This is a genomic window from Candidatus Poriferisodalis sp., assembly GCF_965221945.1.
In the GTDB taxonomy this organism is placed as follows: Bacteria; Actinomycetota; Acidimicrobiia; order Acidimicrobiales; family Poriferisodalaceae; genus Poriferisodalis.
Genome location: NZ_OZ244925.1, coordinates 641,753 through 660,074 on the forward strand (window position 1 = coordinate 641,753; position 18,322 = coordinate 660,074).

The following is an 18,322-nucleotide window of genomic DNA, read 5'->3' on the forward strand; positions in this document are numbered from 1 at the left end:
GGGCAGACCCCCGTTACCAGGTGTCGACCATCGGGCGCTTCTTGCCGGTTCGTGGCGCCGGCTTGGGTGCTGAGAGCAGGGCCATGCGGATCCAGTCGCGGCTCTCGGCGGGGTCGATCACGTCGTCGATCTCGAAGTACGCGGCGGTGTTCACAGCCTTGCCCTGGTGGTACAGACGAGCCACACGCTCCTCGTAGGACCGCTTGCGCTCTGCGGGGTCTTCGATGGCCTCGAGCTCCCTTCGATAGCCGAGCTTGACGAAGCCCTCGAGGCCCATGCCGCCGAACTCTCCAGTCGGCCATGACACGGTGAACGTCGGTGCCTTGAAGCTGCCGCCGGCCATGGCCTGTGCGCCCAAGCCGTAGCCCTTGCGCAGCACGATGGTCATGAACGGCACGTCCACATTGGCCGCCGTCACGAACATGCGTGCGGCATGGCGAACAGTCGCCTCGTACTCGGCTTGGGGGCCGACCATGATCCCGGGCGTGTCGCATAGGAACAACAACGGAACGTCATGCGCGTCACAGAGCTGGATGAAGCGAGCTGCCTTGTCCCCGGTGTCGGCGTCGACGGCACCGCCGAGGTGGTGATTGTTGTTGGCCACAATGCCGATAGGGCGACCCTCGATGCGTGCGAGCGCCGTCACGCATCCCGGTCCCCATCCGCGGCGGATCTCCATCACCGAGTCGACATCGCAGAGCTTCTCGATTACCTCGCGCACGTCGTAAGCCCGCAGCCGGTTCTCAGGAACGACATGGCGCAGTTCGCGCTGGTCGTGGCATTCCCACTCGTCGATGGGTCCCTGGAAGAACGACAGGTACCGCTTGGCGGCGACTATCGCCTCGGCCTCATCGGGGACGAGCACGTCGATGACGCCGTTGGGCCACTGCACGTCGACCGGACCGACTTCCTCGGGACGGAACACGCCCAAGCCGCCACCCTCGATCATGGCCGGGCCTCCGACGCCGATGTTCGAGCCTTCGGTCGCGATGATCACGTCGCAGCAGCCCAGCAGCACCGCGTTGCCTGCGAAGCAGCGTCCGTTGGTGACACCCACCAGCGGCACCAAGCCGCTGAGCTGCGCAAAGTACGTGAATGCCCAGCAGTCCAGGCCTTGACCGCCGAGGCCGTCGGTGTCGCCCGGTCGCCCGCCGCCTCCCTCGGCCAACAGGACGACCGGCAAGCGATTGTGCTCGGCGATCTCGAACATGCGGTCCTTCTTGCGGTGGTTGTTCACGCCCTGGGTCCCCGCCAGCACCATGTAGTCGTAGGACATGACCATGGTTTGGGACTTCTCGGGGCCGAAGAGGTCGCCGTTGACGCTGGCCACGCCTGCGACCATGCCGTCACCCTGGGTGTTAGCGATCAGGTCCTCCATGGAGCGGCGCTTGCGCTGCGCGGCGACCATCAGCGGGCTGTACTCCACAAAGGTGCCGGGGTCGGTGAGGTCGGCGACGTTCTCGCGCGCGGTGCGGTGGCCGCGGCCGTGACGCTTCGCGACCGCCTCGGGCTTGTTCTCATCGAGGCCCACGGCTCGCCGGCCCATGACCTCGGCCAGGTCAGGCCGGATGTAGTCCAAGTCGACCGCTGCGGCTGCTTCGGTGAGTGCGACGTCCACATCGGCTTCCTCGACGAACAGCAGCGAGTGCCCCTCATAGACGATGTCGCCTGCGGCAACTCCCAGCATTCGCACGACTCCGGTGACCGTGGAGGTGACGACGTGCTCCATCTTCATCGCCTCCATCACCGCCACCTGCTGGCCCGCGGCAACCGCGTCGCCCTCGGCCACAGAGATCGACACGATGGTCCCCTGCAGCGGGGCGGGCACGCCGACGCTGCCGTCGGGACCGGTGATCGTCGCCACGGGCACTCCGTGAAGCGACGCAGCAGCACCGGACATCGCCTGTGCGCGCACCGCGTCGGATGCAGCGCGGTCAGTGGAGGCGCCGTCGATGTCGCCGTGCCTCAGCACTGCCAGCGGATCGTCGTCGACACGCGCCCCTGCCAGTCCGCCAGCGCCAGAGACAGCGCTCGACGCTGCAGGCGCCCACAGCGACGCGACGTCAGCGGCGGCGGCGCACAGCTCGGCCGCGTGGTCGGTGACGAATCGGGTGGTGATGTCGTTGGCGCTGATTTCGGGCCGGTCCATGAGCGCAGCCAGGAAGCTCAGGTTGGTCGCGACGCCGTCGATGCGGAACTCACCGAGCGCTCGCCGGGTGCGCCGGACCGCGTCGGCGTAGTCGCTGCTGCGGCTGTGGCCGATCACCTTGGCGAGCAATGAGTCGAAACTTGGATTCGTGCCGTAGCCCACAAAGCCGCAGGTGTCGGTGCGGATGCCAGGTCCGGTGGGCGGCTCGAACGCCGTCAGCATGCCGCCACTTGGCCGAGCCGTGCCGTCGTCGGTCATCGTCTCGGTGTTGACGCGGCACTGGATGGCGTGTCCGAGCGGGGCCCCGATGTCGGTTTGTGTCAGGCCCACGTCGGCCAGCGTTGCTCCGCCGGCGATTCGGAGCTGAGCTGCCACGAGGTCGACACCCGTCACCTCCTCGGTGACGGTGTGCTCTACCTGGATCCGGGCATTCACCTCGATGAAGGCGACCGTGTCGGGATCGTCCGCGTCAACCAGGAACTCCCAAGTGCCCAGGCTGCGATATCCCGTTCCCGAGGCCATCGCCACCGCTGCATCGCAGATGCGCTGGCGCGTCGAGGGCGACAGGCTGGGGGAGGGCGCGATCTCGACGATCTTCTGGTTCTGGCGCTGCAGCGTGCACTCACGCTCGCCCAGGTGCGATACCGCGGCGCTGTCTCCGATGATCTGCACTTCGATGTGACGGGCGCGCCCGATGAGCCGTTCGACGTACACGTCGCCGAGGCCGAACGCGGCAGTCGCCTCGCTGATGCAGCGCTCGTAGGCAGCTTCCAGCTCATCGGGCCTCAGGACCGGCCGCATGCCGCGGCCTCCGCCGCCCGCGACGGCCTTGATCATCATCGGACCGTGCTCGGCCCCGAATGCAGCGGCTTGCGCGAGCGAGGTTGCACCGTTCGTGGCCGGCACGAGGGGCACGCGGTGTTCTTCGGCAAGCCGCCGTGCAGCCACCTTGTCGCCGAAGAGGGCAAGCTGGCCCGCCGTCGGGCCGACGAACACGACGCCCGCTGTGTCGCAGGCCTCAGCGAGCGCAGGATTCTCCGCCAGGAAGCCGTAGCCGGGATGGATTGCGTCACAGCCCGCCGCCACCGCCGCGCCGACCACCTGGTCGACGTCGAGGTACGGGGCTACGCCGCGGCCGTCGAGCGTGACGGCCTCGTCTGCAACGCGGGTGTGCAGCGAGGCAGCATCGTCCGCGCCCGAGACCGCAACGGTGCCGATGCCCAGCTCGGCGGCGGCGCGTGCGACCCGCACGGCGATCTCTCCCCGGTTCGCAATCAACAGCTTCTTCAGGCCCATCGGTGCTGTCTCCCGGTTCCCAGTCATCGTTGCCAGCCACGGTGGCCGTCCGCCGCGTGGCCACGGCAATGCGAGCGCACAAGTGTCGCGCTGCGTGTTTACCGCAGACGGCCTCGTTCGCGTCGATTGAGCGTCACGCAGACACGTGGCCTATGCGAATTCCGGCTGTCACCGAGCTCGAAACATGAAGCGGTGTCCATCACACAGATGCGACGATCTCATGGATCGCGGTTACCCTCCGTCTGGCCTAGTGGCGATAACTATGACCAGCAACTCCCCTGCGAGCCTGTTGCAGGCGTACCGCTCGGTTCGGGCGCACACCGATTCGCTCACCGCACCGCTGAGCGACGAGGACCAGTGCATCCAGTCGATGCCTGACGTCAGCCCCACGAAATGGCACCGGGCGCACGTCACATGGTTCTTCGAGACGTTCCTGTGCAAGCCGCATCTCGACGGGTACGCCGAGCACGACCCGGCGTTCGGGTTCTTGTTCAACTCGTACTACGAGACCATCGGCAAGCGGCACCCCCGGCCTGAGCGAGGAAACCTGTCCCGCCCGTCGTGCGCCGAGGTGACTGCTTACCGCCGTCATGTCGACGAAGCGATGGGGCAGTTGCTCACCCTCGAGCTTGATGACGAGATCGCCGATCTCGTGACGCTCGGCCTCCATCACGAGCAGCAGCACCAAGAGCTGATCCTGATGGACATCAAGCACGTGCTGTCGTGCAATCCAGCGCTGTGGCCTGCGTATCGCGCGCTGGGCGAGGCGGCACACGCCGCTCGCACCGGTGCCGACGCAAGCGCCGTGAAGTGCGCGGACAAGATCCGCTGGGCAAGCTTCGACGGTGGTGAGCTTGCCGTCGGCCACGATGGCTGCGGCTTCGCGTTCGACAACGAGGGGCCTCGCCATCGAGTGCTGGTTGAGCCGTTCCGGCTGGCTGACCGCCCGGTCACGTGCGCGCAGTGGCTGGAGTTCATTGCCGACGGCGGCTACGAGACGCCGACGCTGTGGCTTTCCGACGGCTGGGGCCAGCGGTTGGCCCGCGGCTGGGAGGAACCGTCGTACTGGCATCTTGCCGACGAGGGCTGGCAGGTGTTCACGCTCGAGGGCCTCAAGGCCGTTGCGCCTGACGAGCCCGTGTGCCACCTGTCGTACTACGAGGCCGATGCGTTCGCCCGCTGGGCTGGCGCCCGACTGCCGACCGAATTCGAGTGGGAGCACGCAGTGACGGGCTTGCCGCGGACGGGCAACATCGGCAGCTGCGCCAGCCTGCATCCCGGGCCGGCAAACGGTCCCACGCCGGCCCTGCGCAACGAGCAGGTCGAACTCCAGCAGATGTACGGCGATGTCTGGGAATGGACGTCCAGCCCGTACAGCGCGTACCCGGGCTTCAGCGTCGCTCAGGGCGCAGTCGGCGAATACAACGGCAAGTTCATGATCAACCAGATGGTGCTGAGGGGCGGATGCTGCGCGACGCCCGAGGGTCACATTCGCCCCACGTATCGCAACTTCTTCCACCCCCACACCCGCTGGCACTTCTCTGGCCTGCGCCTCGCCGCCGCCGCCCAGTGATGATTCGAGCTCACGCCGCCCAGCCCGCCAGCGCGCCTGTGGTCGACAACTGGCTCGACGCTGGCTGGGCCGACCGCGCACTGCGCGCCGACGTTTCGGTGGGCCTGTCGTCGCGTCCCAAGGAGCTGCCGCCGAAGTGGTTTTACGACGACCACGGCAGCGACTTGTTCGAACAGATCACCCGTCTTGACGAGTACTACCCGACCCGACGTGAACGTGAGATTCTCGAGCGGGAAGCCGGTTCCATCGTGGCTGCCTCAGGCGCCGACAGCTTGGCCGAGCTCGGTTCGGGAACCTCGACGAAGACGCGCATCCTGCTCGACGCGTTCGCCGCTGCTGGCCAGCTCCGGCGCTATGTCCCGTTCGACAACAGCGAAGCGACCTTGCGGGCCGCTGCGGACGAGTTGGCCGCCGGCTATCCGGGTCTGCGCGTGCATGGCGTCGTCGGCGACTTCGAGCATCACCTCGGTCGCTTGCCGCTCGATGAGCCAGCGGATTCCGGAGCGGTGCAGCCTCGCCCGCCCTTCATGGTGATGCTGCTGGGCGGCACGATCGGCAACTTCGCGCCGGCCAAACGTCCCGCCTTCCTCGATGCTGTTGCGGCAGCGATGCGGCCCGGCGATACGTTCCTCCTCGGCACCGACCTCGTGAAAGATCTCGGCCGTGTCGAAGCCGCGTACAACGATGCGGCGGGCGTTACCGCCGAGTTCAACCTGAATGTGCTGTCGGTCCTGAACCGCCGGCTCGGCGCGGACTTCGACATCAACGCCTTTGAGCACGAGGCGACCTTCGATGCCGACAACGAGTGGATCGAGATGGGCCTGCGCTCTACCCGGGCCCAGACCGTGCACATTCCCGCGCTGGAGATGACGGTCGACTTCGCAGCGGGCGAGCACATGCGCACCGAGATCAGCGCGAAGTTCCGCCCTGAGCGGGTCCGAGCCAAACTCGGCGCTGCCGGCCTCGTCGTTCAGCAGATGTGGACCGACGCGCAGAGCGACTACGCCCTCACCCTCGCCCGCCGGATCCGACGGCCCTGATCTCCACGTCTCTGTGCAGCGGCGCGAACGAACCGAGCGGCGCACCTGAGCTGCCGGTTTCCCGGCAGTAGCTTCGGCGCGAGCAGGCGAAAGGGAGCGATGCCGACTGGAGCTCGCCGCCTGCGACCTCAGCGGCCGCTGTTGAAGCCGCACCGACGACACAGGCTGAGACTGCGCCTTCGACATCGAGAGCCCCGGCGCTTGTAACCGAACCGGCGCCTGCTCGTGATACGCCTTGTGACGATTCTTCAGTCGTCGATCAATCCCTGGATCTCCTGATCTCGGATTGCACCGCGTTGTGGAGCTTCTACTCCGATCTGGCTGAGACCGGTTCCCTCGGCGATGAACCGGCATCGGCGTGGGGAGCCTCGAATCCGATTCATGCGTGGTACGGCGTGGTCGTCGTCGATGGACGCGTCGAAGAGCTCGATCTCGAAGAAGCCGGTATCGCGGGTGCGATCACCCCACGAATCGGGGATCTCGTTCAACTGAGGAACTTGGATCTGGCCGACAATCGTCTGTCAGGGTCGATACCCGCCGTACTGGGCGACTTGCCCAGCCTCGCGATCCTGCACTTGCACGAAAATCGGCTGCAGTTGCCCGCTCCGGACAATCTGACGGATCCGCGGCCAGGGTTGGAAGTGCGGCTTCCTGAGAGCCGTAGCGAATAGGCGGCGATGGCCGGCAGCCCCGGCGGCCTGGACTTTGCGCAGAAATGCCGCCACAGACGGCAAATTTGCACAAAGAAGGCGTGACAGCATCTTTGCGAGACGTCGCCTATCCGCGCGGCCTCTGAGAAGTGCTGGCCGTGGCCAGTCGTGTCAGTGATGGCTGGTTCGCGGCGCAAGGGTGTCGCCGGCTACCAGCCGTTGACGTGCACGAATTGATCGAATGACTTGCGGCGTCCGGGCTTGAAGTCGGTGCCCATGGTGTGTGCGACCGGCAGCAGTGCCACCTGCTGGACGTCGTCGTAGGGGATGCCCAAGATCTCGGCGACTTCCTGCTCGCGGGCCAGATGCACCGTCGTCCAGCAGGTGCCCAGGCCCCGGTTGCGCGCCGCGAGGCAGAAGCTCCAGGCGCCCTGGATCACCGAACCCCATCGCAGCGCTTGCAGCCCCGCAGGCTTACCGTCGAGGCGGCCTTCGATGCACGGGATGAAGATGGCCGGCGTGCGTGGGAAGTTCTCGGCGACGGGGCGGTCGAAGTCGAGCCGGCGCCGGACCGCCCGGGTTGTGGCCAGTACCTCGTCGGCGCTGAGAGACAGCGTCATAGGTCAGCGCTAGCTGGAGAGAGCGGCTTCGATGGCGGCGGCGCCGTCGATGAGCGCCGTGGCCTCGGCGCCGTCGAGCACCCCGTAGATCGGCGCCAACAACTCGTCGGTGAGTGCCTCAGCGGTTTCCCAACGAGCCCTGTCGTCGTCGGTTACCTCGACGTCGTCGGTCCAGCCGAACATCGTCACGTCGTCGGGACGGCGGATCCGGTGAGCGGTTTCAGGCGTCAGTCTCGACGCCACCACTGCCACCAGGTGCAGGCTTCCTCGCAATTCGCGCAAGACAGCCACGTTCTGGAACGCACGAGCAGCAGTGTCATCGCTGCGGGGCTCTGCCGCCGTGCCGGCGAACAGGGCCTGGCCGGCACAGTTCGCCAAGCCCGCAGCGATCACCTTGTCGGCGGCAGTGTTGAAGTCCTCCAGGCCCTCGACGTCACCGAGCTTGGAGGCACCGAAGGCCCCGGCGCACTCCATGTACAGCGTCCCGGCCTCACGCGCTGGCATCACTTCCTTGGCGGAGTTCCAGATCTTGGAAGCCAGGCCGAAGTTGAAGTAGCCGAATGCGCTGTGCACGACCTCGGCCTCGACATCGCCAAGCACGCCGCCGCGGCCCAGGAAATACAGGCGGAAGCCGTCAAGGCCCGCCTCCTTGCCCCGCGCGAGCGTGCCGGCATCGAAATAGAAGCTCGAGCCCAGCGCTGCGATGGGCGGCGAGACGGTGCGGACGAGGTCAAGTGTCTCCATGGCGCGACAGTGTGGCACCGCGCCGCCGGGCTTGCTCCAGGGCTGCGCCGGCCGGCCCCTCAGCGCAGGCGGCGGGCGAACATGTCCAGCAGCAGCTCCCAGTGGCGCTCAGCGGCTGGCTGGTCGTACACCGGCCGCTGCGGGAAGACGAATCCGTGGTGAGCTTCGTCCACCCAGTAGGTCTGTGCATCGGTGCCTGCGTCGGCAAAGGCCTTGCACAGCCGATCGAAGTGCGCGCGGTCGACGTAGTCGTCATGCTCGGCTGACATCACCAGCACTTCGCCCTTGATGTCGGGTGCTCGCAGGTGGGGGGAGTCGCTGGCGTCCACGGCCAGCCGTACGCCGTGGATCGAGGCAGCGGCGGTGATGGTGTCGGGGAACTCGGCGGCCAACCAAATCGCCATCGGGCCGGTCATGCAATAGCCGGTGGTGCCGACCCGCTCGGTGCTCGCCGCGGGGTCGGCCTCAGCGTGCCGCATCATTGCTGCCGCATCGCGGGCGACCATGGCGTTGGAGAGGTTGCTCATCAGCTCGACCATGAACTGGCGGCTGGAGGGATCGTCGCGTTGCACGATGAAGCCCGGGACTTGGCGGTAATACAGGTTCGGCAGCAACACGTAGTACCCGACAGTGGCGATACGCCGTGCCATGTCGTGAAGTTCGGGGCGCTTGCCTGGCGCATCCATCAGGAACAGCACGGTGGGGAACGGCCCCGGCCGGCGCTCGCTCGGCTCGGGATGGACGACGAAAGTGCTCATCTCGCCCTCGCCGGTGTCGATTGACACGTGGTCTTCGAGCATCGCTGCCTCCTCGTCCTCGGCATTGCGTCGGCTGTCGCGGGTTCGTTGGTCACTGTGTAGTGCGTGCGTCAGCCGTGCGCTCGCGAGCTCATCCTCCGACGGCGTCGTGCTCGCCGCATACGATCCCGGGCCATGAAGGCATTGGACTTCGAACCGCAGTACTTCGTCTATGAGGAGATCAGGCCGCGTGTGGCCCGGATCACCATCAATAGACCCGAGGTCCGCAACGCCATCAACACGCCAGCCCACAAGGAGTGGTCCGACATTCTGGATCACGCCGCAGCCGACGAGGACGTGTGGCTGATGGTCATCACCGGGGTGGGCCGGCAGGCGTTCTGCGCTGGGCGCGACCTCAAGCACCTGTCGATGGTTCACCAGTCCGACGAGGCCACCCAGGCCGCCGACCGCGAGCTGATGAGTCAGGTGACCCGCCTGATCGAGCGCTTCGATTACCCCAAGCCGCTGATTGCCCAGGTGAACGGTGTGGCGCTCGGCGGCGGCTTCGAAGTTGCGATGGCGTGCGATCTCGTCGTGGCCGCCGACCATGCCCAGTTCGGGCTGACCGAGCCGCTGCGTGGCCTGTACGCGGGCGGCGGGGGAGTGCACCGCCTGCCGCGCCAGATCCCGCTCAAGCTGGCAATGGAGTTCCTGCTGACGGCTCGCACCATGAGTGCGCAGCGGGCACTGGAGCTGGGCATCGTGAACGACGTGGTGCCCTACGCCGACCTCGACGCGGCAACCGACCGGCTCATCGACGACATCATGCGCTGCGCGCCGCTGTCCATCCGGGCCACCAAGCAAGCGGCGATGCGCGGGCTTGACATGCCGCTCGGCGAAGCGTTCCACCATCCCTATCCGGCCGTCACTCGCCTGAGGGCCAGCAAGGACGTGAAGGAAGGCCCGCGAGCCTTCGCCGAGAAGCGTCAGCCCAACTGGCAAGGCCGCCGAACCGGGCTCTGACAGACCCTGCTGTGCTGGATTGCGAAGCTGCGCCCAATGACTCGGTAGCGCTAAATTGGCGCCACTAGCGTCACTCTGGCGTTAAGGTGGGCACATGGCGACGATCCAGATCAAGCACGTGCCCGACGAGGTGCACGACAAGCTGAAGCGACGAGCAGCTACAACCGGTCAGTCGCTGCAGCAGTACATGCTTGACGCCGTCTGCCGCGAGGCAGAGATGGCAGCGGTAGAGGAACTTCTCGCACTCAAGCGTGTGGAGGCGTTGGCCTACGGCGAATTCGACCTCGATCCCGACATGATTGTCGAGATCATTCGCGCCGATCGCGAGTCGCATTGATCGTCGTCGACGCCAGCGTCGCCGTCACGGCGGTGGGAACGGTCGGCGAGCGCACTGATCGTGCCTTGCGTCGCATTTCGCTGGAACTGGCACTTGCACCTCACGTGCTCGACCTCGAAGTTGTTTCCGCGTTCCGTCGGATGTACCGCCGTGGCGAGATTTCGGAAGCTGCGGCGCGACGTGGTTTGCGCCATCTTGCAAGAGTGGGGATCAGACGCGTCGATCACACCCCGCTCATCGCTCGTTGCTGGGAATTGCGCGACAACCTGACGCCCTACGACGCGTCGTACGTGGCGCTGGCTGAACAAACCGGCGCGACACTGCTCACAAGCGATGCCCGACTGTCGCGAGCGCCGGGCATCGAGTGCGATGTGGAGCTCTTTGACGCGTCGACCTGATCTGGTGCTGCGCGAGACTGCGCCGTGGACTGCGAAGCCTTCGACAGACGAGGACGACGATGAACGATGCGACGGCGCTGGCCGATCAGGTGCGAGCCGGCGAGGTCGACGCTGCCACGGCGGTCGATGAGGCAATCGCACGCTGCGAAGAGGTGAACCCGACGATCAACGCGATCGTCGAGCAGACCTACGACACGGCGCGGCATAGCGCCGCGCAATTCGACACAGCACGGCATAGCGCCGCGCAATTCGACACAGCACGGCATAGCGCCGCGCAATTCGATACAGCACGGCAGCGGGCCGCCGCACTTTCTGCCAGCGGCGACAACTCTGGGCTGCTCGCGGGCGTGCCGATTGCGCTGAAGGACCTGCACTGCCCGGCTGAGGGCGAGCCTGCGTACCAAGGCAACCGTCGGCTGGCCGAGCTCGACTACCGCTACAGCGAGACCGGCGCCGTGGCGCGCCGCTGGGCCGAAGCGGGCGCCGTCAGCATTGGGCACTCCCACAGTCCCGAACTCGGCGGGGGACAGTGTCCTGCCGCAGCCGAGACGGCGTTATACGGACCGACGCGCAACCCGTGGAACACCGACCACACGGTGCTTGGCTCAAGCGGCGGCGCTGCCGCAGCGGTGGCGGCAGGCATCGTGCGCATAGCGCATGCCAGCGACGGCGGTGGCTCCATCCGCATCCCGGCCAGCGCCAACGGGCTCGTCGGTCTCAAGCCGTCGCGGGGTCGGATCTCGGGCGCGCCGTCCGGCGAGGGCTGGGGAGGCGGCACCACCGACGGCGCCGTGGCTCTCACCGTGCGCGACGCAGCACTGGCGCTCGACGTGTTGGCTGGACCCGAACCGGGCGACCCGTATGTGCCCGCGCACCCTGCGCCTGCCGCCGGTTACGTCGCCGAAGTCGGCCAGGATCCCGGCCAGCTGCGCATCGGCGTCAGCTCGACCCTCCCGTTCGCCGACACCGAACTGCTGTGCACCCAGGCCGCTGAAGCCGCCGCCGGCATTCTCGACGGACTCGGGCATCGAGTCGAAGCGGGGCTGCCTGAACCGATGGCGTCCAACGACTACATGTACGACTACATCCGGGTGATCCGCACCAGCGCGACGGCGACGCTTCGCTCCTATGAAGGGGTGCTCGGCCGCCCGTGGGCCGAAGACGACGTCGAGCCGGTTGCGTGGATCAACTACCAGCGCGGTGCCAAGATCAGCGCCCCCGACTACATGGACAGCCGGGAACGCCTCCACCACTTCACGCGCCGGATGGTCTCGTGGTGGAACACCGAGCCCGGCAGCGGTGACGGCTTCGACCTGCTGCTGACACCCACGCTGGGCGTTGTCCCACCCCCCGTGGGCTACCTCGTCGAGGGAGACGAGCGCACGCTGACCAAGCGGCTGGCAAAGGTGACGCCGTACCTGCCGCAGTTCAACGTCACCGGTCAACCCGCCATCTCGGTACCGCTGGGCACCCCCGACGGCATGTCACCCGAAGGCCTGCCGATCGGCGTACAGCTGGTGGCCGCACCTGGCCGCGAAGACGTGCTGCTGCGCGTTGCCGCGCAGATGGAACAAGCCGCCCCCTGGAGCCATCGCCGCCCCGCGGTCGCCGTCTGAATGGGATCGAGAACATGACCGCTGTGGCCACGGGGTCGGCCCGCACGATCGGGCTGGCAGGGACGGGCGTCATCGGCGCCGGCTGGGCGGTTCGCGTGCTCACCCGGGCCCACGACGTGATCGCGTGGGATCCGGCCAACGGTGCTGAGTCCCGGCTGCGCGCAGCAGTGGAACGAGCCTGGCCATCGGCGACACGCCTCGGGTTATTCCCCGGCGCTGACCCGGCCCGTCTGCGCTGGGCCGACTCTGCTGAGGAGATGGCGGCCGCTGCCGACTGGGTGCAGGAGAGCGCCCCCGAGGACGAGGACGTCAAGCTCCCGTTGCTGCGCCGCCTTGCCGCACACGCTGCGCCCGACACAGTGATCGCCAGCAGCTCCTCGGGGCTGCTGCCGTCACGCCTCGCCGAAGGCTGCCGCCACAGCGAGCGCGTCATCATCGGCCACCCGTTCAACCCGGTGTACCTGCTGCCGCTCGTGGAGGTGGTGCCCGGCGACGCCACTAGCCCCGCAGTCGTGGACGCCGCGATCGCCCACTACAAGGACCTGGTCATGCACCCGCTGGTGGTGCGCAACGAGATCGAGGGCTACCTGTCGGACCGCCTGCAAGAGGCGCTGTGGCGAGAGGTGCTGCACCTGGTGAACGACGGCGTGGCCACCACGTCCGAGTTGGACGACGCCATCACGTACGGGCCGGGCCTGCGCTGGGCCGCCATGGGCACAAACCTGACGTTCCATCTGGCCGGCGGCGAGGGCGGCATGGGCCACATGCTCCGCCAGTTCGGACCGGCGCTGAAGCTGCCGTGGACCCATCTGGAGGCGCCCGAGTTGACCCCCGAGCTGGTGGCGGCGATGGAGAGCGGTTGCGAGGACCAAGCCGCCGGACGGTCCATCGCCGAACTGGAGCAGCTGCGCGACGACTGCCTGCTGTCGGTGATGCGGGCGCTGCGCCCCTGCGACATCGGCGCCGGTCGTCTAGTGGCAGAGCGCGAGGCCCGCATCCTCGAGGCCGGCGTCACCACCCAACCGTGGACGCCGGGTACGCACGTTGCCGCCCCACTGGAGCTGTACTCGACGGTCGTCGAGCCGGACTGGGTGGACTACAACGGCCACATGACCGAAGCGGCATTTCTCACCGCGTTCGGCTGGGCGTCGGACATGCTGTTCCGCTACCTGGGCATCGACGAGGACTATCGCGCAGCCGGCCACTCCTACTACACGGCCGAAACCCACATCAACTACCTGCGCGAGGCCTCCCTGGGCGAGCCGCTGCAGGTGACCACCCAGGTGCTCGGCAGCGACGCGAAGCGGCTCCACATCTTCCATGCCATGTACCGAGGCCACAGCGACGAGCTGCTGTGTACGACAGAGCAGATGCTCTTGCATGTGAGCACCGAGGCCGGGCGCGCAGTGTCCGCGCTGGCGGGCCCAGCCGCGGCTGTTGCCGCCATCGCCGCCACCCACGCCCCGATGCCAGCGCCGCCTCAGGCAGGCCGGCGCATGTCCATTCCCGCCGGTTGACGCCCGAGCACGCGCCACCCTGAGACCCAAACCACGCCGGCACGACCAAGACAACAGGAGCACCCCTTGGATTTCTCCATCGACGACGACCAGGAGATGGTGGTCGACACCGTGCGTGCCTTCGTGAACCGCGAACTGGCGCCGTATGAGGACGAGGTGGAACGCACCGGACAAGTGCGGCCCGAGTTAGTGCAACAGATTCGCGAACGGTCGCTGGCGGCTGGCATCTATGCGGCCAACATGCCCGAAGACCTGGGCGGCGGGGGACTGGACGACCTGACGTTGTCCATGGCCGAGCGGGCCTTCGGCCGGACCGCTTACGCGCTGCAGTACATCGTGGCGCGGCCGTCGAACATCCTGCGCGCCTGCACCGGTGACCAGATGGAGGAATACCTGCTGCCGACCGTGCGGGGCGAGCGGGTGGAGTGTCTGGCGATGAGCGAACCGGGCGCGGGCTCCGACCTGCGGGGTATGACCTGCCGGGCCGAGCGCCGGGGCGACGACTTCGTGGTGAACGGCACCAAGCATTTCATCAGTCACGCCGACCTCGCCGACTACGTGATCCTGTTCGCGGCCACCGGCGTCGAGCCGGCCGGATCGGACGGCCGTCCGCCCCGCAAGCTGATCTCGTCGCTGCTGGTGGACTTCGACACTCCTGGCGTGGAGCGGTTGCCGGGCTACAACAGCGTGTCCAACCGGGGCTACCACAATCTCATCTTGAACTTCGACGACGCGCGAGTGCCCGCGGCAAATCTGCTGGGCCCCGAACACCGGGGCTTCGACGTTGCCAACGAGTGGCTCGGCAGCACCCGCCTGCAGGTGGCGTCCACCTGTTTGGGGCGAGCCGACCGGGCACTGGCAGTCGCGCTGGACTGGGCCGCCAACCGGGAGCAGTTCGGGCAGCGCATCGGCCGCTTCCAGGGGGTGTCGTTCAAGCTGGCCGACATGCGTCTGCGCCTGGCCGAGGCCGAGCTCATGACCTACCGGGCCGCCTGGCTGTCGGCAAGAGGCGAGATGACCGACGCCGATGCGGCGATGGCCAAGCTGTCGGCCACCGAGATGCTGCAGTTCGTCTCCGATGAGGCGATCCAGATCCTCGGCGGCATGGGCCTGATGGACGAGCTGCCGCTGGAACGCATCTGGCGCGACGCCCGCGTCGACCGGATCTGGGACGGAACCAGCGAGATCCAGCGTCACATCGTGTCCCGCGACATGCTGCGCCCGCTGGGCTCCTGAGCGGCAGGCGGGCGGTGTGCAGGCGGTGAGCGGGCGGCTCGACCGGCTGCTGCGGCCGCGGTCGCTGGCGTTCATCGGCGGAACCGCGGCCGAGTTGGCCATCGAGGCCTGTCGTTCGTTCGGTTTCGACGGCGAGATGTGGGCGGTCAACCCTCGCCACGAGCTGCGCGGCGCCCCCACTGTTGCGTCGGTCGCCGAGTTGCCCGGCGTCGCCGACGCCGCGTTCGTGGCCGTAGCCCGCGACACCGCCACAGAGGTTGTGCGAGAGCTGGCCGCCGCAGGGACAGGCGCGGCCGTGTGCTACGCCTCAGGCTTTGCCGAGACCGGCGACGCCGGGGCGGCGGCACAACGCGAACTGGTCGAAGCCGCCGCTGGCATGCCGCTGGTGGGCCCCAACTGCTACGGCACGCTGTCAGCGGTGACCGGCGCTGCGCTGTGGCCCGACGTGCACGGGCTGGCCCGCTGCGAGCGCGGTGTCGCCTTGGTCAGCCAGAGCGGCAACGTCGCGGTGAACCTCACCATGGCGCGGCGCGGCCTTGCGGTCGCCCATGTGCTGGCACTGGGCAACCAGGCCGATGTGGGCCTGGCCGAGTCGTTGGAGACGCTGGTGGCTGATCCAGCCGTGACCGGGGTAGGCCTCTATCTGGAGGCGGTGGACGACATCGACCGGTTCGCTGCCGCGATGGACGCGGCACACCAGCGGAGCCTGCCGGTCGTGGCTCTCAAGTTGGGTGTCACCGAGGCATCGGGCGCCATCGCCGTGACCCACACCGCCTCGCTGGTGGGCAGCGACACCGCCTACGACGCCCTGTTTCGCCGTCTCGGTGTACACAGAGTGCACACACTGCCCGAACTGCTCGACACGCTGTCGGTGCTGGTCGACACTGGTCCGCTGCAGGGCAACCGGCTGGTTTCGCTGAGTTGCTCCGGCGGCGAGGCCGCGCTGGTGGCGGACCGCAGCCGTGGCCGCGACCTGTCATTTCCGGCGTTCTCGCCCGAGCATCGGGACCGGGTGGCTGCGGCGCTGGACCACCGCGTCGCGGTGACCAACCCGCTCGACTATCACACCTTCATCTGGGGAGACGCGGCGCGCCTGCGCGAGTGTTTCACCGCCGTGCTGTGCCACGCGCACCCCGCCGCCGCCTCGTCCACCGAGCCGTCCGCCGAATTTTCCGATGAGCCGCTCACCGAAGGGCCGGGGGAGCCGTCCGTCGATCTGTCCGCGGATCCGCCGTTCGATGCCGCGATGTTGGTCCTGGACCTGCCCGCGGTGGGACTCGACAGATCACGATGGTGGCCCACGTTGGATGCCTTCGGTGCAGCGTGCGACGCCAGCGGCACTCCCGGCGTGGTCGTGGCCTCGCTGGCAGAGAACCTGCCCGACGAGGCGCGTACGCGGGCCGGCGAACTCGGACTGTGTGCCTGCAGCGACATCGACACCGCACTGGGTGCCCTGGAGGCTGCGGCTGCGTTCGGACGGTCGCTCGCCGCCGTTGCGAGCACGCCGCCGCCTCCGCTGCTCGCACCAGCCCACAGCGCCCGACCGGCGAGCAAGCCCCAACCGCGACGGTCTGACGGCGACGCCGACGCAACGGGATCTGACGCAGCCGTGCGGACCGAGACGAGGCTGACCGAATCAGTCCTGACCGAGGCCGTGCTGACCGAGACGAGGCTGACCGAATCAGTCCTGACCGAATTCGGGGCCAAGAGGAGGCTGGCCGAAGTGGGCATCTCGGTGCCTCGGGGGTTGCTTGTGACCGCGGCCGAAGCCGTTGCAGCCGCCATGGAGATCGGTCTGCCCGTGGTGGTGAAGGCCTCCGGCGTCGTCCACAAGTCCGACATCGGCGCAGTGGCAATCGGCATGGCCGACCTCGACGACGTGGCCGCTGCGGCAGCGCGCCTCGGCGCACTCGGCGATGGGACTGTGACGGTCGAGGAGCATGTCGCCGCAGCCGTGGCCGAGCTGCTGGTGAGCATCCGTTCCGAGCCGCCGGTGGGAATGCTGCTGACGTTGGGAGCAGGCGGCACCCTGGTCGAGATGCTCGACGACACCGCCGCGTTGTTGCTGCCCACCGATCCGGCCGATGTCCGCGCTGCCTTGCGCAGCCTGCGCATCTGGCCGCTGCTGGCCGGCCACCGCGGCAGGCCCCCGGCGGCACTGGACGCTGTCGTCTCGGTGGTCTCGGCCCTCGCCACGCTGGTGAGCACCGATCGCAGCATCACCGAAGTGGAGATCAACCCAGTGCTGGTCACCCGAGAATCCGCAGTCGCCGTCGACGCGCTGATGACCGTCGCGCGGCCCGGCGGTGATGAGATCGAACCTGTCCACCGGAGGCCTGACCGACCATGACCAGCTCCACCGAGGCCAGCGCCGAGGCTGCGCGTCCTGCCGTCGTCAGCGTCGTCGACGGGCCAGTGCTCGAGATCACCCTCGACCGACCGAAGGCCAACGCCATCGACGCTGCCACCAGCCGCGAGCTCAGTGCCGTGTTCGCCGAGTTCCGTGATACCCCAGAGCTGCGCGTCGCGATCTTCAGCGCCGCCGGCGATCGATTCTTCTCTGCGGGCTGGGACTTGAACGCCGCCGCCGCGGGCGAGGAGTTCGAGGCCGACTACGGCGAGGGGGGCTTCGGCGGTTTCGGCGAGCTGCCGGGACTGGCCAAGCCGGTGATCTGCGCCGTGAATGGCATGGCCGTGGGCGGCGGCTTCGAGATCGTCTTGGCGGCCGATCTGGTGATCGCGGCCGAGACTGCCCGCTTCTGGCTGCCCGAAGCCGGCTTGGGCATCATCGCCGACACGGCCTCGGTGCGCCTTCCCAGAATGCTGCCGCCAGTGGTGGCCAACGAAGTGCTGTACGCCGGCCGCCGCCTCGATGCCGCTGAAGCGCTGCGTTGGGGGCTCGTCAACGCCGTGGTCGTCGGCGGCGATCTGATGGCCGAGGCCCGCGCCTTGGCCGAGCGAGTCGCCCAGTCAGCGCCGTTGTCGGTGGCCGCGATCAGCGAGATCGGCCGTCGAACCGCCCACCTCGGCCTGCCCGAGGCCTTCGAATTGCTGCGCTCGGGCCAGCTGGCCGCCTATGAAGCCATGCTCGCCTCCGAAGACGCCGCCGAAGGCCCACGAGCCTTCGCCGAGGGACGCACCCCGCTCTGGCAGAATCGATAGTCGGCAACGCTCACGGCTCCGCCGTCTACGCCGCGTTCGAAGCCCGCAGACTTCTCGCGACCCAACAAGGGCCGCCGAACCAAGCGGCGTACCCCACGACCGCGCGACGGCGCGACAATTTTCATGACTAGTGCTGTGTCTGTATACCTACGCGCGGGTTCACAGGGTACGCGAATCCTTTGAATTCAGGCGTCCCAGCGGACTTCAACCCGACGAACGTTTGC

The 18,322-nt window shown here is 67.8% G+C and carries 16 protein-coding genes; 11 read left to right on the top strand and 5 right to left on the bottom strand.

All coding sequences use genetic code 11. The features are described 5' to 3' along the window. Positions 1–13: 13 nt before the first annotated feature. Positions 14–3,445, bottom strand: a complete 3,432-nt coding sequence (locus tag ACOQPH_RS02955; protein WP_420624295.1) for a carboxyl transferase domain-containing protein — start codon at positions 3,443–3,445, stop codon at positions 14–16. 262 nt (positions 3,446–3,707) lie between these two features. Here ACOQPH_RS02955 and egtB point away from each other — a divergent pair, with 262 nt between their 5' ends. Next, entirely contained in the window at positions 3,708–5,018 is a 1,311-nt protein-coding gene (gene egtB, locus ACOQPH_RS02960) for an ergothioneine biosynthesis protein EgtB (RefSeq protein WP_420623258.1), read from the top strand. Next, entirely contained in the window at positions 5,018–6,058 is a 1,041-nt protein-coding gene (gene egtD / locus ACOQPH_RS02965) for an L-histidine N(alpha)-methyltransferase (RefSeq protein ID WP_420624296.1), read from the top strand. Before egtB ends, egtD begins: the two co-directional genes overlap by 1 nt. 248 nt (positions 6,059–6,306) lie before the next feature. On the opposite strand, the gene ACOQPH_RS02970 is transcribed toward egtD, so the two are convergent. Continuing rightward, entirely contained in the window at positions 6,307–6,546 is a 240-nt protein-coding gene (locus ACOQPH_RS02970; RefSeq protein ID WP_420624397.1) for a hypothetical protein, read from the bottom strand. On the opposite strand from ACOQPH_RS02970, the gene ACOQPH_RS02975 reads away from it, so the two are divergent. Further along, complete coding sequence (locus tag ACOQPH_RS02975) at positions 6,454–6,729, top strand: leucine-rich repeat domain-containing protein (RefSeq protein ID WP_420624297.1); 276 nt, start codon at positions 6,454–6,456, stop codon at positions 6,727–6,729. The genes ACOQPH_RS02970 and ACOQPH_RS02975 overlap by 93 nt on opposite strands. A 188-nt stretch (positions 6,730–6,917) precedes the next feature. On the opposite strand, the gene ACOQPH_RS02980 is transcribed toward ACOQPH_RS02975, so the two are convergent. Genes ACOQPH_RS02980 through ACOQPH_RS02990 form a run of 3 tightly spaced genes read right to left on the bottom strand, consistent with a single transcriptional unit; the run spans position 6,918 to position 8,872 of the window. Continuing rightward, entirely contained in the window at positions 6,918–7,328 is a 411-nt protein-coding gene (locus ACOQPH_RS02980; RefSeq protein ID WP_420623259.1) for a nitroreductase family protein, read from the bottom strand. 9 nt (positions 7,329–7,337) lie between these two features. Next, positions 7,338–8,072: an SCO6745 family protein gene (locus ACOQPH_RS02985; protein WP_420623260.1), complete on the bottom strand. Its 735-nt coding sequence runs from the start codon at positions 8,070–8,072 to the stop codon at positions 7,338–7,340. 59 nt (positions 8,073–8,131) lie between these two features. After that, on the bottom strand, positions 8,132–8,872 hold the full coding sequence (locus ACOQPH_RS02990; protein ID WP_420623261.1) for a dienelactone hydrolase family protein: 741 nt from the start codon (positions 8,870–8,872) through the stop codon (positions 8,132–8,134). Between the two features lie 132 nt (positions 8,873–9,004). Here ACOQPH_RS02990 and ACOQPH_RS02995 point away from each other — a divergent pair, with 132 nt between their 5' ends. The 8 genes from ACOQPH_RS02995 (at position 9,005) to ACOQPH_RS03030 (ending at position 18,098) form a co-directional block, all read left to right on the top strand. After that, positions 9,005–9,832 (top strand): enoyl-CoA hydratase-related protein, encoded by an 828-nt coding sequence (locus tag ACOQPH_RS02995; protein WP_420623262.1) that lies wholly within the window; start codon positions 9,005–9,007, stop codon positions 9,830–9,832. A 94-nt stretch (positions 9,833–9,926) separates the two neighbouring features. After that, positions 9,927–10,169, top strand: a complete 243-nt coding sequence (locus tag ACOQPH_RS03000) for a FitA-like ribbon-helix-helix domain-containing protein (RefSeq protein WP_419552598.1) — start codon at positions 9,927–9,929, stop codon at positions 10,167–10,169. After that, positions 10,166–10,567 (top strand): type II toxin-antitoxin system VapC family toxin, encoded by a 402-nt coding sequence (locus ACOQPH_RS03005; protein ID WP_420623263.1) that lies wholly within the window; start codon positions 10,166–10,168, stop codon positions 10,565–10,567. Before ACOQPH_RS03000 ends, ACOQPH_RS03005 begins: the two co-directional genes overlap by 4 nt. A gap of 59 nt (positions 10,568–10,626) precedes the next feature. Then, positions 10,627–12,183: an amidase gene (locus tag ACOQPH_RS03010; protein WP_420623264.1), complete on the top strand. Its 1,557-nt coding sequence runs from the start codon at positions 10,627–10,629 to the stop codon at positions 12,181–12,183. Between the two features lie 14 nt (positions 12,184–12,197). Then, entirely contained in the window at positions 12,198–13,700 is a 1,503-nt protein-coding gene (locus tag ACOQPH_RS03015) for a 3-hydroxyacyl-CoA dehydrogenase NAD-binding domain-containing protein (protein WP_420623265.1), read from the top strand. Between the two features lie 66 nt (positions 13,701–13,766). Continuing rightward, positions 13,767–14,936, top strand: coding sequence for an acyl-CoA dehydrogenase family protein (locus tag ACOQPH_RS03020; protein WP_420623266.1), 1,170 nt, complete (start codon positions 13,767–13,769; stop codon positions 14,934–14,936). A gap of 25 nt (positions 14,937–14,961) precedes the next feature. Then, positions 14,962–17,286 (top strand): acetate--CoA ligase family protein, encoded by a 2,325-nt coding sequence (locus tag ACOQPH_RS03025; protein ID WP_420623267.1) that lies wholly within the window; start codon positions 14,962–14,964, stop codon positions 17,284–17,286. Continuing rightward, complete coding sequence (locus tag ACOQPH_RS03030) at positions 17,283–18,098, top strand: enoyl-CoA hydratase-related protein (RefSeq protein WP_420623268.1); 816 nt, start codon at positions 17,283–17,285, stop codon at positions 18,096–18,098. Before ACOQPH_RS03025 ends, ACOQPH_RS03030 begins: the two co-directional genes overlap by 4 nt. The last annotated feature ends 224 nt before the right edge of the window (positions 18,099–18,322 follow it).